Source organism: Roseivirga ehrenbergii, from assembly GCF_001593005.1.
Taxonomy (GTDB): domain Bacteria; phylum Bacteroidota; class Bacteroidia; order Cytophagales; family Cyclobacteriaceae; genus Roseivirga; species Roseivirga ehrenbergii.
This window is the reverse complement of the sequence record NZ_LQZQ01000004.1, coordinates 95,772-110,073: the sequence shown is the minus strand read 5'-3', so window position 1 is coordinate 110,073 and position 14,302 is coordinate 95,772. Positions and strand designations below refer to the sequence as shown.

At 39.1% G+C, this 14,302-nt stretch carries 12 protein-coding genes; 4 read left to right on the top strand and 8 right to left on the bottom strand.

The genetic code is table 11. The features are described from left to right. The first annotated feature begins 1 nt into the window (after position 1). Positions 2–2,428: a penicillin-binding protein 1C gene (gene pbpC / locus MB14_RS05535; protein WP_062590352.1), complete on the top strand. Its 2,427-nt coding sequence runs from the start codon at positions 2–4 to the stop codon at positions 2,426–2,428. A gap of 35 nt (positions 2,429–2,463) precedes the next feature. Here pbpC and MB14_RS05530 read toward each other — a convergent pair whose 3' ends face one another. The 6 genes from MB14_RS05530 to MB14_RS05505 all read right to left on the bottom strand — a co-directional run bounded on the left by MB14_RS05530 (position 2,464) and on the right by MB14_RS05505 (position 8,657). Then, positions 2,464–3,447, bottom strand: coding sequence for a bifunctional methionine sulfoxide reductase B/A protein (locus tag MB14_RS05530; protein WP_062590350.1), 984 nt, complete (start codon positions 3,445–3,447; stop codon positions 2,464–2,466). Between the two features lie 74 nt (positions 3,448–3,521). Beyond that, positions 3,522–4,673 carry a glycosyltransferase family protein gene (locus tag MB14_RS05525; protein WP_062590347.1) on the bottom strand — a complete coding sequence of 384 codons (1,152 nt, stop codon included), beginning with the start codon at positions 4,671–4,673 and terminating at the stop codon, positions 3,522–3,524. After that, positions 4,674–5,519: a UDP-2,3-diacylglucosamine diphosphatase gene (locus MB14_RS05520; RefSeq protein WP_062590342.1), complete on the bottom strand. Its 846-nt coding sequence runs from the start codon at positions 5,517–5,519 to the stop codon at positions 4,674–4,676. 127 nt (positions 5,520–5,646) lie between these two features. Beyond that, positions 5,647–5,889 carry an acyl carrier protein gene (locus tag MB14_RS05515; RefSeq protein WP_053222977.1) on the bottom strand — a complete coding sequence of 81 codons (243 nt, stop codon included), beginning with the start codon at positions 5,887–5,889 and terminating at the stop codon, positions 5,647–5,649. 52 nt (positions 5,890–5,941) lie between these two features. Continuing rightward, complete coding sequence (locus tag MB14_RS05510; protein WP_062590341.1) at positions 5,942–7,291, bottom strand: sensor histidine kinase; 1,350 nt, start codon at positions 7,289–7,291, stop codon at positions 5,942–5,944. Beyond that, positions 7,281–8,657: a sigma-54-dependent transcriptional regulator gene (locus tag MB14_RS05505; protein ID WP_053222833.1), complete on the bottom strand. Its 1,377-nt coding sequence runs from the start codon at positions 8,655–8,657 to the stop codon at positions 7,281–7,283. The genes MB14_RS05510 and MB14_RS05505 overlap by 11 nt, the downstream gene beginning before the upstream one ends. A gap of 585 nt (positions 8,658–9,242) precedes the next feature. Here MB14_RS05505 and MB14_RS05500 point away from each other — a divergent pair. The 3 genes from MB14_RS05500 (at position 9,243) to MB14_RS05490 (ending at position 12,721) form a co-directional block, all read left to right on the top strand. Beyond that, positions 9,243–10,496 carry an efflux RND transporter periplasmic adaptor subunit gene (locus MB14_RS05500; RefSeq protein WP_157716544.1) on the top strand — a complete coding sequence of 418 codons (1,254 nt, stop codon included), beginning with the start codon at positions 9,243–9,245 and terminating at the stop codon, positions 10,494–10,496. A 38-nt stretch (positions 10,497–10,534) separates the two neighbouring features. Next, a complete protein-coding gene (locus MB14_RS05495) occupies positions 10,535–11,248 on the top strand; it encodes an ABC transporter ATP-binding protein (RefSeq protein ID WP_053222831.1) in 714 nt (237 codons plus the stop codon). A gap of 111 nt (positions 11,249–11,359) precedes the next feature. Beyond that, positions 11,360–12,721: a TolC family protein gene (locus MB14_RS05490; RefSeq protein WP_062590339.1), complete on the top strand. Its 1,362-nt coding sequence runs from the start codon at positions 11,360–11,362 to the stop codon at positions 12,719–12,721. On the opposite strand, the gene MB14_RS05485 is transcribed toward MB14_RS05490, so the two are convergent. Continuing rightward, positions 12,718–13,521 (bottom strand): hypothetical protein, encoded by an 804-nt coding sequence (locus MB14_RS05485; RefSeq protein WP_132644080.1) that lies wholly within the window; start codon positions 13,519–13,521, stop codon positions 12,718–12,720. The two genes, MB14_RS05490 and MB14_RS05485, sit on opposite strands and share 4 nt — an antisense overlap. Next, complete coding sequence (locus MB14_RS05480; RefSeq protein WP_172796101.1) at positions 13,511–14,272, bottom strand: UDP-2,3-diacylglucosamine diphosphatase; 762 nt, start codon at positions 14,270–14,272, stop codon at positions 13,511–13,513. The genes MB14_RS05485 and MB14_RS05480 overlap by 11 nt, the downstream gene beginning before the upstream one ends. Positions 14,273–14,302 lie beyond the last annotated feature (30 nt).

Here is a 14,302-nt window from a genome sequence, read left to right as displayed (position 1 = left end):
AATGAAAAAGCAGATCAAGAAATACCGTTACTCAATCGTAGTGCTTTTGGTACTATTGTCTGCTGCGTATTATGTCTGTTTGCCTAAAACACTTTTTAACGATCCATACGCAACGGTGCTGAATGCCGAAAATGGAGAAATGCTTTCTGCCCGAATTGCAAGGGACGGCCAATGGCGGTTTCCAGAAGTAGATTCCATTTCTGATAAATACGAGAAGGCTTTACTTACTTTCGAAGATCAATATTTCTATAGCCATCCCGGAGTAAATCCTTTGGCCATGGGCAGGGCCATGGTTCAGAACTTAAAGGCTAGATCTGTGGTGAGTGGAGGCAGTACCTTATCCATGCAGGTGATACGGATGTACCGAAAAGGGAAGTCGCGCAACGTATATGAAAAGTTGGTGGAGATGATTCTGGCCACTCGACTTGAACTTCGATATTCCAAAAAAAACATTCTGAAACTGTATGCTTCACACGCCCCTTTTGGAGGGAATACTGTGGGAATTGAAGCAGCCTCATGGCGCTACTTTGGCAGAAGGGCCAACGATTTAAGTTGGGCCGAAGCCGCACTGTTGGCAGTACTTCCCAATCAACCTTCATTACTTTATCCAGGTAGAAATACGGCTCCTTTAAAAGCCAAACGCGATCGCCTTTTGGATAAAATGTATGATGAAGGTTTTTTTGACGAAACCAGCCTTGAATTGGCCAAAGAGGAACCCATTCCTTCTAAACCCAATGATGTTCCAATTGAAGCTTTGCACTTGCTGGACAAAGGTGTCAAGGATGGAAAGGAAGGCCAAAGATTACAAACTACATTAGATGCACATTTACAGAGGCGAGTAGACCGAGTGGTAAAAAACCATAATGCACTATTGAGGCTCGATGGAATTGAAAACGCTTCGGCAATTGTGTTGGACGTTCGCAGCAATACAGTAAAGGCCTATATAGGGAATGTGTATGAGGAAGGTGCATCGTCAACTGGTCAACAAGTCGATGTGATTCAAGCCCCAAGGAGCACAGGCAGTTTACTCAAACCCATACTCTATGCTTCACTATTGGATGAAGGTTTGATGTTGCCAAAATCGCTTTTGCCCGATGTTCCAGTGTATTTTAAGAACTTCGTTCCTAAGAATTTTACACGTGAATACGATGGCGCAGTACATGCCGATATGGCTTTGTCGAGGTCGCTCAATATTCCTGCGGTTCATATGCTTCAAGATTATGGCTACCCTCGTTTTCATGAAAAGCTGAAAGGTTTAGGCATGACTACGCTAACTCAGCCCGCTAGTCATTATGGCCTGTCAATGATTCTGGGTGGTTCAGAAGGCACTCTTTGGGACTTGACGAATATTTATGCAGGAATGGTGCGTACGCTCACACGGTTTAATGGGCGGACTCCCGAAAAGCGTTATGAGAAAAGCGATTTTGAATTTGCGAATTATGATGGCACAAAGTTTAAAGTTCAAGGTTCATTGTTGAATAAAAAAGATGTTTCGGAAAAACAGATCAACGGAAACATTGAACTGAAGAACAATAAACAGTTAAGCGCTTCTTCTATTTGGTTTACTTTTAAAGCCATGCTGGAAGTGTATCGTCCGGGTGATGATGCTCAATGGAAACTGTATTCTAGCGCCAAGAAAATTGCTTGGAAAACAGGAACAAGCTTTGGCTATCGAGACGGTTGGGCAATAGGTGTAACTCCTGAATATGTAGTAGGCGTTTGGGTGGGAAATGCCGATGGCGAAGGCCGACCTGGCCTCACGGGCATTCAAGCGGCAGCGCCAATTCTCTTCGATATTTTTGATGTGCTGCCAGAAACTACTTGGTTTAATCCGCCTATGGCAGAAATGGTTTATGCCCCAGTAGACCGTCAAAGTGGTTATTTGGCCTCACCTTATTCTATTCAAGTGGATACCGTTTTAATTCCGAAAGTTGGGCTGAATACCATGGCAAGCCCTTTTCACCAAAGGGTACACCTTGATAAAACTAAGAATTACCGTGTAAATTCAGATTGCGAACCAGTCGTGGATATGATCAGCACCAACTGGTTTGTACTTCCGCCTAAACAAGCGCTATATTATAAAAAACGTAACCCAACCTATCAAGAACTTCCTCCTTTGCGAAGCGATTGCTTTGGTGAAAGCTTGGATATGGAAGTGATGGACATGGTATATCCAGAACCCGATGCGCAGGTGTATATTCCCATAAATCTAGAAGGCGAAAGGGAACAAGTAGTGTTTGAAGTGGCTCATCGTAAACCCAATAGTGAGTTGCATTGGCATTTAGATGATGTCTATTTAGGAACCACTCAAGGGAATCATGTTCTCGCCTTAACACCACCAGCCGGAGAACACATTATCACTGTAGTTGACGAAGAAGGGCATCGGCTGTTACGAAATTTTACGGTGTTGGAGAAGGTAGGGGAATAAAAAAGGCTCCACTTATTAAAGTGAAGCCTCGGTGTTTATATTTCGTCTTTCAGCCTGTCTTTAAACATGCTTCGTAATTTCTGAACTTTCGGGTCGATGATTGCCCTACAATAAGGCTGTTCCCTGTTTTCATTATAATAGTTCTGATGATCTCCTTCGGCTGGGTAATAGGCCGTAAGCGGACTAATTTCTGTCACCACAGGGTCGTCAAAGTAATCTTTCATTTCTGCTTTTACAGCTTCTGCTATTTGCTTTTCTTCTTCGTCTTGGTGGAAAATTACCGACCTATATTGTGTTCCTTGGTCATACCCCTGTCTGTTTAAAGTAGTAGGGTCGTGGGTGGAAAAGAAGATGCGCAGTAAATCGGCATAGGGTAGAATCTCTGGGTTGTAAGTGATTTTAATCACTTCCGCATGTCCTGTTCTTCCCGTTCCAATTTCTCTATAAGTTGGGTTTTTAATGGTTCCACCTGAATAGCCTGATTCTACCTTTTCTACTCCTTTTACCCGTTGAAAAACAGCTTCGGTACACCAAAAACAACCACCGCCTAAAATGGCTGTGGCCTCGGTTTTGTCTTCTTCTATCAATTTCATTGAAGCTGAATTAATACAATAGCGCAACCCGCTTGGTTCAGGGCCATCAGGAAAAACATGGCCTTGGTGTGCATCGCAAGTATTACACATTACTTCTACGCGCACCATTCCATAGGACGTGTCCTTTTCGTACTTAATGGCATTTTCTTTTACGGGCTGTGTAAAACTTGGCCAGCCAGAGCCTGATTCAAATTTTAATCTTGAGTCGAATAGAGGAGTGTCGCAGCAAACGCAGCCGTATAATCCGGGTTCGTGACGTTCGCAGAATTCACCTGTTCCAGCCCTTTCGGTGCCTTTTAATCTGGCGATTTGAAATTGTGATGGAGTTAAAATGGCCTTCCATTCGTCCTCTGTTTTTTCCACCCTTCTGTCGGGTGCTGGGCTGCCGTTATTGGCAAATTTGATTACGTCAATCCAAGTAAGCATATATTCCTTTCTGATTTCGAGGGTAGAACACAAATGTCTACCTCGAGGTTTCAATATACTTCATAAGTTCTGCTTTACGAATGCAATATGGATGACAACTGAGAAAAGAGAGGTTTTGCGATTAGTGTTAATTTTTTTGTCGGGAATTCGGCTCGTGCTTCAAGTGCTTCAAGAATGATAGTTTTATTCAGCCCCATCCAATGTTTAAAATCAGTTGACTCTGTTGTGTGTGTTGAGAGGTACTTTAAGAATGGATCCAGCACAAACTGATGGTTGGTAATTCCTGCGCCAGCCTTTACGGCATCTAGTGCATTGCAGGCTTGCTCATATTGGTTTTCAACGGGCACCATCATTACTGGCTTACCTAAATACATGGCCTCGCAAATGGACTCAAAGCCTGCCGTAGAAACGTAACCCAAGCAGTCTTTCATAAAGCTCAAAAATTTTTGGTCATTAATATGATGGAAGGTGATGTTTTTCCAAGGTGACCATTCGTCTTTTTGATCTAAGTTATCCCAAAAGCAATGCAGTCGAATTTTCTTGTTCTGCTTGTGCCATTCCATTAAGTCATAAGCATAGCCGGGGTTTACTACATAGGCCAAAATGAAATCTCCTTTGCGTGGAGTTAGGTTGAATATTTCTTCCCTAAGTAGTGGAGGAGCAATGGTTAATGTTTTAGAATCAGGTTTAATATCGCGAAATGATAAGGCGATTTTCTTATGGGTATTGAGTGATGTTAGTTTGTTTGTAAGCAGAAAACACCGTTTTTGAAGTGGCGAACCTTCGGCAAATGGGAAAGAACTGTCTTCGGCCAAATACTGATGGGCAATACAGATTCTTTTTACTTTCGGCTTATAGATTCCAAAGTACATGCCTGCGAGTATATCATAGAAGTTAATAATGACATCGGGCCGTTCACTTTTTACAATCTGGTTGATCTTTCGGAGTTGACCCAAAAACTGTGGAATATTTAAGCTGTTTACTAGCCCTGTTTTCCATAAGTTGATAGACTTTTTTCCTTTATCATAAAAGAAGTTTGGGCTAACCACCGTATGGATTTTTGTATTAGATTTTTGCTTGAAATATTCCGGTACTTCGCGTCTTTTATTGGTGCCAATGATCATGGAAGTTACTTCATGGCCGGCTTCTGTCAATATTTGTGATAAAGCTAGCGCTTGAGTCATATGACCGCGTCCTTCCCCTTGTATTATAAAGAGTGCTCTCATTTATCCAATTTTAGTTTTAGGACTCAACTTACCATGTTCGAATAGGCCAGTGATCTGGATGGGCTTAGTATATAGTGTTTCTAGATCTTTCTGTTTTCTTTCTGCCTTTTGGGTTTCAGAATAATAGACAAGACTCCATTCTCCATTAAAATCTTCGACCAAAGCGGTGAGTGATTCTACCCAATCTCCAGAGTTGAGATAAGTAATGCCGTCAATTTCTTTTATGGCTGGTTGGTGAATATGTCCACAGATAATACCATCACATTCTCGGTATTTGGCCATGGCAGAAAGTTGCTCTTCGTAATCATCAATGTATTTTATGGCCTGTTTTACCTTGCCTTTTACTGCCTGAGAAAGAGAAAAGTAAGGAAGCCCCTTTTTAACTCTTCGATAGTTGTATTGTCGATTTAGCCATAAAAGAAAAGTGTAGCCAACATCTCCAAGCTTAGCTATCCATTTAAACTGGCGTGTAATAGAATCAAAAATATCTCCGTGAACAATCAAGAACTTCTTTCCACAGGATTCATACACCATTTCCCTTTTAATGGTCAAGTTGCCCATTGTGAAGGGGAGAATTTGATCTAGGAAATCGTCATGGTTGCCACGAAGGTAGGTAACCTTAGTCCCTTCTTGTTCAATCATTTTAAGAATGCTGGTAAAAAAGCGAGTGTGCTTTCTTTTCCATTGGCCTGACTTTTTGAGTTGCCAGCCGTCAATAATGTCTCCGTTGAGTATCAAGTTTTCACATTGATACTGTTTTAGGAATCTGACAAGTTCTTTAGACTTTGAGCCTTTGGTGCCTAGGTGAACATCAGAAATAACAATGGTTTTGCAGTTATTCTTCACGGGTTAAAGGGGTATGACTCAATTAACAAATTGAGTTTGACTCCATTGTCACCGTGGTTTTATGGAATTAATATTTAAAGGAGGGATGAGATGTTTTTTGGTAATACAGGCTTAACCTGACCCTGGATTAATTTTGGTTTACCTTTTTTTGGATATACTCAACTGTTTGCCCAACCGTTTGCAACTTCTCAGCATCGCTGTCCGGAATTCTGATCTCAAAAGTCTGTTCAAATTCCATTACGAGTTCAGCATAGTCCAACGAGTCTATACCTAAATCTTTAATAAAGTTTGCGTCAATTGTAGCTTCAGTAGGCGCTATACCTATTTTATCGACTAGAATTTTTGTGATTTTTTCTTGAATCTCACTCATTGGTAGGTCTCTAAAGGAATATTTTCGGAAGATAGTCGATTTAGCCAAAAATTTAAAATCTAAGGGTAAATTCAGTGCCCTCATTCATAACAGATTTTACTGTAATACCGCCTCCGTGTTTTCTCATGATTTGTTTCGATAAACTTAGGCCAATTCCTGACCCTTGTTTTTTAGTAGTAAAGAAAGGAATAAAGATTTTGCTCAAAGCTTCTTCGTCAATACCGCAACCATTATCTCTAATTACAATGGTAGGTCGGTTATATTCATTGACAAAAGCACGAACCATAATATGCTTTTCATTGGTGGATTCTTCCAAGGCATGTACCGCATTCTGAAGAATATTGATCAACACCTGATCTATTAGCTCTTTATCTATGCTAAAGGCTAAGTTAACCGGCTCAATGCTAAAACTGATTTTGATGTTTTTTGCAGCCAATTCATGATTAAACAATACTTGAATATGCTCTAAAACTTTGGCTACGCTTTCAGTAGCCACTTTTGGCTGAGGTATTTTGGTTAGGTTCCTGAAGTCAGAAACAAACCGTATCAAGCCTTGGCTTCTTCTTTCTATGGTTTGAACCGCCAAATAGATGTCTTCTAATTCATCTTTTTCTATAGGAACATCATCTTCGATATTGTCCACTAAATTGTCTTTTACTGTTGCGGCTAAAGAAGAAAGTGGAGTTACAGAGTTCATGATTTCGTGTGTCAAAACCCTTATCAGATTTTGCCAAGCGTCCATTTCTTTTTCCTCCAATTCAGACTGAATGTTTTGTACCGAAACAAGTTTGAATTCTTCGCCTCTAAGCACGAGTTCAATCACATAAATTGAGAGCTGAATGTGAGTTCCGTCTTGCGTAAATTCAATAAGGTCACTTCCCCCCGTTTTTAACTTAACCAAGGATTCAACCAACTTGGGACTTACCTTACTGAGTTCAAAAATATTCTGGATGGCTTCAACCCCAATCAGCTTTTTAGCGGAGCTATTAATGATTTGAATATCTCCTTTTTTATTGAAAGTGATAAGGCCAATCCCTACATGCTGAACTATAGTTCTGAAGTAGTGGTAGTTAGCCTCTTTGTCTGCCCTAATTTCTCTGAACTTCTTAATTACGTTATTAAACTCTTGATACAACTGATCAACCGAAGCCGAGTGGCCTTCGGTGGGATAGGTTGCAGTAAAATCATCGTATTTTATCGAGTTAAGAAAGCCAGAAATCTCGCGATTGGTTTTCTCAATTGCTCTAATAAGCAAATAGACTTGAACAACAATTGCTAGGCTAACAAAGAATATATTGACCTGATTTTGCGACCCATAGATTAAATTAGCCAGTAACAAAGCACTGGCCGTAAGTAGTATAACTCGGGCTATGATGTTAAACCTTAGATTCTTAAAGCCCATGTTTCTCTAATCTGCGATAAAGCGAAGCCCTCGTGAGTCCTAGCTCTTTAGCAGCCTTCGAAATATTGCCTGAATGTTTGTTTACTGCTTTTAGAATAACATTCTTCTCCACTTCATCAAGATTGAAGTTTTCCGCAGTTTCATTTCCTGAGTCTTGTTTTTGAACCAAGAAAAAGAAGTCATCTGGCATTAGCGTATTGCCTTCGCTCATAATAATGGCCCTTTCAATGGCGTGCTGTAGCTCGCGAATGTTGCCTGGCCATGAATATTTCTGAAGCTTTTTCATGGTAGAGGAAGCTACTTTCTTTCTGTCCTTGCGGTATTTATCGCAATACACTTTAACAAAATGTTCCGTAAGAAGAATAATATCATCCTGTCTTTCACGAAGCGGTGGCAGATGCACCTCTACGGTGTTGATTCTATAAAGTAAATCCTGGCGGAAAGTATTTTCATGAACCATATCATAAAGTGGCATATTGGTAGCGCAAATCAAACGGATGTCGATCGGCATTGACTTATTCGAACCAATCTTTGTTACCTCTCTGCGTTGAATTGCAGTAAGAAGTTTTGATTGAAGTGGTAGGCTCAAATTTCCGATTTCATCTAAAAATAAAGACCCACCATTGGCTACCTCAAAACGGCCCACTCTGTCTTCTTTGGCGTCTGTAAATGCTCCTTTTTTATGTCCAAAGAGCTCACTTTCAAAAAGGGTTTCGGTAATGGCGCCCATATCGACTCCCACAAATACATTGTCTTTTCGTAGTGATCGTTGATGTAGGGCTCGCGCTACAAGTTCTTTACCCGTTCCATTTTCTCCCAAAATCAAAACATTGGCATCTGTACCAGCTACTTTGTCTATGATGGAAAAGACATTTTTCATGGCAGGGCTATTTCCAATAATGTCTTTGAAAGGCTTACTTATTTCGTCTTCAAGTTGTTTTTTAGCACTCTTTAGTTTGTCTACTTCAGCATAAGAGCGTTTTAATTTAACCGCTGTAGATAATGTAGCAATGAGTTTTTCATTTTGCCAAGGCTTTAGTACAAAGTCGGTAGCTCCTTCTTTCAGTGCCTTTACGGCCATTTCTACATCACCAAATGCGGTAATTAATACAACGACTGCCGAGGGGTCTGCATCTAATATTTGCTCCAACCAATAATAGCCTTCTTTTCCACTAGTGATGTCTTTACTGAAATTCATGTCCAGCAGAATGACATCATAAGTGCCGTTATTCATCAAGAAGGGAATCTTCTTAGGATTCTTTTCTATAATAACTTCTTTGGCGTGTTTTTTAAGTAGGAGTTTGGCGGCAATGAGTACATCCTCATCGTCATCTATGATTAATATTTTACCGAGTTCGTTATCCACTAGTGTCTAATTTAATGTATTTGCCTTCTTTACTGCCTATAATAGTGCCAACTAGTAATGTGATGGCTGAGGCGACTTTTTAGGTTATTACGTGTCCGTTATCGTGCTAAAAATGTACTGAATTCGGACAGTATAAAGCTAGTAAGATTTTGCTTTTAAACTAAAGCATTTGATAAAACGCTTTTTCGGAAGCTTGTAGGTTGATTTTCTGGCGCTTAGCAGACCGCTTAAACTAAATTTATGTAGTGACATAAATTATTGGGGTGTTGGCGTTGTGAAATTGATTTATGTGTCATATATTGCACTCGTTGTTTTGAATTAATTTAAACGTTAATTCAGATATTTTGAGTTTTTGACCTTTGGGCTCGATTCTGACCAAATCGAGCCTTTTTTTATGCCCAATCCTCTGGGTTCAAGAATTTCAAAACTGTTCGATTCCGACCAAGCCTTGTTCTAATATTGTACACCTTTCAGGATACTTGAATTTGTTAAATGTTGTTAATTTGTTGTAATTCAGAGGGTTGAGTTTGTGGCATCTTTGTTGGTAAAAACTGGCCGGATAAGAAAACATCACTCAAAATGGCAATGGACAGAAAGATTAAAAAGAAGGTATGGACCGCAAAAAGAATTTTTACAATACTGGGTATTACTGGGGTTGTCGCCCTAATTGCCTATGTATTCATTTTTGCTGATAAATCCTCAAAACTCAATGTTGAGTTAGATAAGATTAATGTAGCTGAAGTAACAGAAGGTGCATTTCAAGAATTTATTCCTGTTGAGGGCACGGTCAACCCGAAAACAACCATATACCTTGATGCAATAGTAGGGGGTAATGTAGCAGAGAAATTTTTAGATGGTGGTGTTGAAGTAGAGGAAGGCGACACTATTCTTAAGCTTGAGAACGACAACCTTGAAATGAATTACATTAGGGAGCAAACTCAAGCGAACCTATTAAGGAATGACATTGAGAATACAAACCTTAGTTTGCGTCAACGTTTGTTTCAATCGAAATCCTCTATCATTAATTTAGATTTTGACATTGATGAGGCAAGAGATGCTTACGAGCGTAATCAGCAATTATGGTCGGATAAAGTGATTTCGGAACAGGAATTTTTAAACTCTAAAAGACTTTATGACCGATTAGTGGCTAGAAGGGTAAATGAAATTGAGTCGGCTAGGTTTGATTCATTAAACGCGGTAACAAGTACCAAACAAAATGAGGAGCGCCTAGAGTCTACAAAAGAGAGTTTAGAAATAGTAAAGGGTAACTTGAATAACCTATGGGTAACCGCTAAAATCTCTGGACTGCTTTCAACTGTAAATTTTGAAGTAGGACAAAACGTTAGCCCAGGAGTAACCATTGCTCAAATTGATGACTTGGATGGTTTTAAGATTGTTGCAGGCGTAGATCAACATTATTTAGACAGGGTTTACTTGGGGCTAAGAGGGAATTTCGATTTCGGAGGCTCAAATTATGGTTTGGTAATCCGTAAAATTTTCCCTGAAATTAATAGTGGTCAATTTAAGGTGGAAATGATGTTTGAAGGAGAGATTCCTGAGAATATCAGAAGAGGGCAGACAGTGCCTGTTAAACTTCAATTGAGCGAGGAACGCCAAGCAGTTATGATTCCTCGTGGAGCCTTCTTCCAAACTACTGGTGGCAACTGGATTTTTGTAGTCGATCCGTCAGGAGAATTTGCAGTAAGAAGAAAAATTCGAATTGGTAATCAGAATTTAAGACAATACGAGGTGCTTGAGGGATTAGATGTTGGAGAGCGCGTAATTACCTCGTCTTATGATGGTTATGAAGACAAAGATAAGCTGATAATCAAAAAATAGTATAAATTAATTCACAACAACCTTTAACTTTTATTAAAATGGAAAACAGTAAGAATCTTATTACCACTAAAGGTCTAAAAAAATTCTATTACACCGATGAAGTAGAAACTACCGCATTGGGTAATGTAAACCTTGAAATCAAAGAAGGCGAATTTGTAGCCGTAATGGGCCCTTCTGGATGTGGTAAGTCTACACTTTTGAACATTATTGGTTTATTAGATAATCCTTCTGAAGGAGAGTTTTACTTCTATGATGAAGAGGTTTCTAAATACTCAGAGAGACAAAGAGCAGAGTTAAGAAAAAGAAACATTGGTTTCGTTTTCCAAAGCTTTAACCTTATTGATGAGCTAACTGTATTTGAAAACGTAGAACTTCCTTTGATCTACTTAAAATACCCTGCCGCAGATCGTAAAAAGCGCGTTGAAGAAGTGCTTGAACAAATGCAGATCATGCACAGAAAAGATCACTTTCCTCAGCAATTATCAGGTGGTCAGCAACAAAGGGTAGCGGTAGCTAGGGCGGTTGTAGCTAAGCCGAACCTAATCCTTGCGGATGAGCCTACTGGTAACTTGGATTCTACCAACGGTCAGGAAGTAATGACGCTTTTGACGAACCTTAATGAAAACGGAACTACCGTGATAATGGTAACTCACTCTGCAACTGATGCAGAATATGCGCACAGAGTAATCAATCTCTTTGATGGTCAGATTGTTTCTGAGAACATCAATTCGAAAGAAAACTCTCTAGTTTAAAATATAACTCAAAGTGTCTGAAAGGGCTCCGGATTTTCCGGAGCCTAATTAAAACACGCTTTAAGGCAGCGTGCATGGTCAATAATGCCTTGTGGATAGAAAACTCGAACAATGAAAAAATTACTTTACACCCTATTTCTGACAGTGTTTCTGATCACTTCGGTAAAGGCACAACGTGTACTTACTTTAGATGAATGTATTCAGATTGCCTTGAATAATAATCTTGATATTAAAAGATCAAGGAACAATGCGATTGCGGCTAAAGCCAACTATGATCAAAGTAAAATGAATTTTCTTCCGTCTTTAAACGCAGGAGCTTCACACAATTGGAACGAAGGACTTCAGTTCGATAATACTTCTGGGTCTCTAGTGAATACTACTACATTATCAGGCAGTGGATATCTATCGTCATCATTAACCTTATTTAATGGTTTTTCTAATGTATTAGGTATGCAAAGAGACAAGATTTTGTACGATGCATCAGAAGAGACTATTAAGAGTAATATCCAATCCGTTGAAGCAAGTATTGTGTCTTCGTTTCTCCAAGTGGTTACAAATGAAGAAAATCTGAAAATTGCGGAACAGACAAGAGAATTACTTAATGAGCAATTGGAGAGAGAGGAGAAAAGAGAAAAAGCCGGAGTGGGCAATATGGAACAAGTTTATAATTTCCGCTCACAAGTGGCTCAACAAGATTTGAATATTGTGAATTTAAAGAACTCTCTTGAGAGTAATAAGTTGCTTTTGATTCAACTACTATTATTAGACCCTTTAGAAGATTATGAATTTGAAGGAATATCGGTGGATGATACTGAATTAGAAAGTGCACTGGGAGAGTATGATGGAATTTTTGAAAAGTCCATGACTTTTTCTCCATCTGTGAAAGCGGCTAAGTTGAGTTTAGATGCATCGGAGAAAAATTTCAAGATTGCCCGAAATTCTTGGATGCCAAGCTTGTCTGTTAGTGCAAGTTATGGTACAGGATGGTCTTCTAACGTGAAGTTGAGAGATGAGAATAACAATCTTATTTTGCCTGTTCAAGTTTTGGATGTTGGAACGCAATTCGATCGAAACAGGAGTAAGTCTGCGGGCCTTAGTTTGAATATTCCTTTATTCAATAGATTTCAGAATCGAAATCAAATTCAACAAAGTAAGATTCAGGTGCTAAATTCCGAAATTGGACTCACTCAAGCCAAAAACAACTTGACAAACCTTATACAACAAGCTTATTTGAATTTAGCTAATGCCAAAAGTTCCTATGCCGCAGCCAAAGAAAGTATGATTAACTTAGACATGGCTTTTGAGTTTGCTAAAAGTCGCTATGAAAATGGAACTATTGACTTTGTAACTTATTTGCAAAGTTTGAATGGTAAGAACCGAGGTGAATTACAGCTTGTTCAAGCCAAATATACGATTCTATTTCGCCAGTTAATTCTAGATATTTATACTGGTGAGATGAACAATCAGAACTAGTTTAACTCAAAAATATCGAGGGTTTCCTTTTTGAAAAGAAATACTCGCTTGTTTTCCATTAAAACAAAAGTGTAAGAGGGGTCAGGTAAACTGACCTCTTTTTTTTGTTTGGTATAGATGTCAAAATAAATCATCTTTCCATTTTGAATACTTATTAAAGAAGAGTCTTTAAAGCTGAAAAAGCTGATGTTGAAGAGAGGAAGTGTTTCTAAGTAGTTACCAATATTATCGAAAACAAGAAGCCCATTTTTGCTGTCGCTGATAAAGACTAAATTTTGATATTCTCTAATGTAAGTAAAATCATGAGTCTTGTTTTTTAGAATTAGGTTTAAATTAGTTTCAGAGATTACCTCATTGCTATTGGTATCTATTTTTTTTAAACTCAGTTCTTGTGCGTTTAATACCCAAATATTATTATCAGCAGCTATGGTAGAAAGGCTTACACTACTAACTGCTAGCTGATTACCGAATGTGTATCGTTCAGATTCACTGAGGAACCTATCAAAAAATGAGTACTCTTGAAAATCCTTATAGAAGACAAAAACCCTGAGTCCTTGCCAAGCTTCTATAATGTGGGGACTAGACTTTTTAGTTGGGGAATAATGCGATTGAAGCTCTCCATTTATGCTGTACTTGTCTATTGCCCCGTTTAGAGAAGATACATAGAGGTTTCCTTGACGGTCGATAGAGACTTGGTGTGCAAGGTTGTTCAGCTTTATAGATTTTAAACTCTTCCAGTCTTGAGCAAATGCCGTTAGCTGACAAATGATCAATATGAATAGTGTGAGTCTAAGCTTCAAAAGTATTGAGATAGAAGTTTTGGCCATCAAACTCTCCATATGTGTAGTTGTTGATCCATTCCCCCAAGTTAACATATCTACTGTTTTCTCCCACCTTTAAATCAAGTGGTAAGTGTCTATGTCCGAATAGATACAAATCCCTGTGCTTTTCGCTTTCCTTCTTTTTAGCGTATGTCCAAAGCCATTCATCTTCTCCTAAGAACTCTTGCTCTTTTTCATGCCCTTGTGCTCTACTTTTTCGAGACCAATAATTGGCCAGTCCAATCCCGAAATTGGGGTGAAGCCTGTGAAAGCACCATTGAAAGAAGGGGTTAGTAAATATCTTCTTCAGTGATTTATAACCTTTGTCATGAGGTCCGAGTCCATCACCATGCCCAACAAGCATTGAATAGTTGTTGATGATAACATCAATTGGAGCCTTAATGACTTTAGCGTTGAGTTCTTGTTCTAAATACCCAAACATCCATAAATCATGGTTGCCAGTGAAGATAATAAGTTCAATTCCTCTATCGCTTAGTTCTGCCAATTTGCCCATAAACCGTGTAAAGCCTTTTGGTACCACTGAATTGTATTCGAACCAAAAGTCGAAAAGATCGCCAACTAAAAATATGGTCTGTGCGTCTTCCGAAACCATATCCAACCACCTGACGATTTTCCGTTCTCTTTCTAAGCTCTTTTCAAATGAAGGAACTCCTAAGTGGAAATCTGATGCGAAGTAAGCTTTTTTGCCTGCGGCTAATTTGATGTTCATGGCTACGTTAGTGCAATGTCAAAATTGCAA

Bases quoted from the DNA above. Each gene is read 5' to 3' on its own strand.
- pbpC (WP_062590352.1), top strand. From the start codon at position 2: ATGAAAAAGCAGATCAAGAAATACCGTTACTCAATCGTAGTGCTTTTG.
- MB14_RS05530 (WP_062590350.1), bottom strand. From the start codon at position 3,447: ATGCTTACTTGGATTGACGTAATCAAATTTGCCAATAACGGCAGCCCA.
- MB14_RS05525 (WP_062590347.1), bottom strand. From the start codon at position 4,673: ATGAGAGCACTCTTTATAATACAAGGGGAAGGACGCGGTCATATGACT.
- MB14_RS05515 (WP_053222977.1), bottom strand. From the start codon at position 5,889: ATGAGTGAGATTCAAGAAAAAATCACAAAAATTCTAGTCGATAAAATA.
- MB14_RS05510 (WP_062590341.1), bottom strand. From the start codon at position 7,291: ATGGGCTTTAAGAATCTAAGGTTTAACATCATAGCCCGAGTTATACTA.
- MB14_RS05500 (WP_157716544.1), top strand. From the start codon at position 9,243: ATGGACAGAAAGATTAAAAAGAAGGTATGGACCGCAAAAAGAATTTTT.
- MB14_RS05495 (WP_053222831.1), top strand. From the start codon at position 10,535: ATGGAAAACAGTAAGAATCTTATTACCACTAAAGGTCTAAAAAAATTC.
- MB14_RS05490 (WP_062590339.1), top strand. From the start codon at position 11,360: ATGAAAAAATTACTTTACACCCTATTTCTGACAGTGTTTCTGATCACT.
- MB14_RS05480 (WP_172796101.1), bottom strand. From the start codon at position 14,272: ATGAACATCAAATTAGCCGCAGGCAAAAAAGCTTACTTCGCATCAGAT.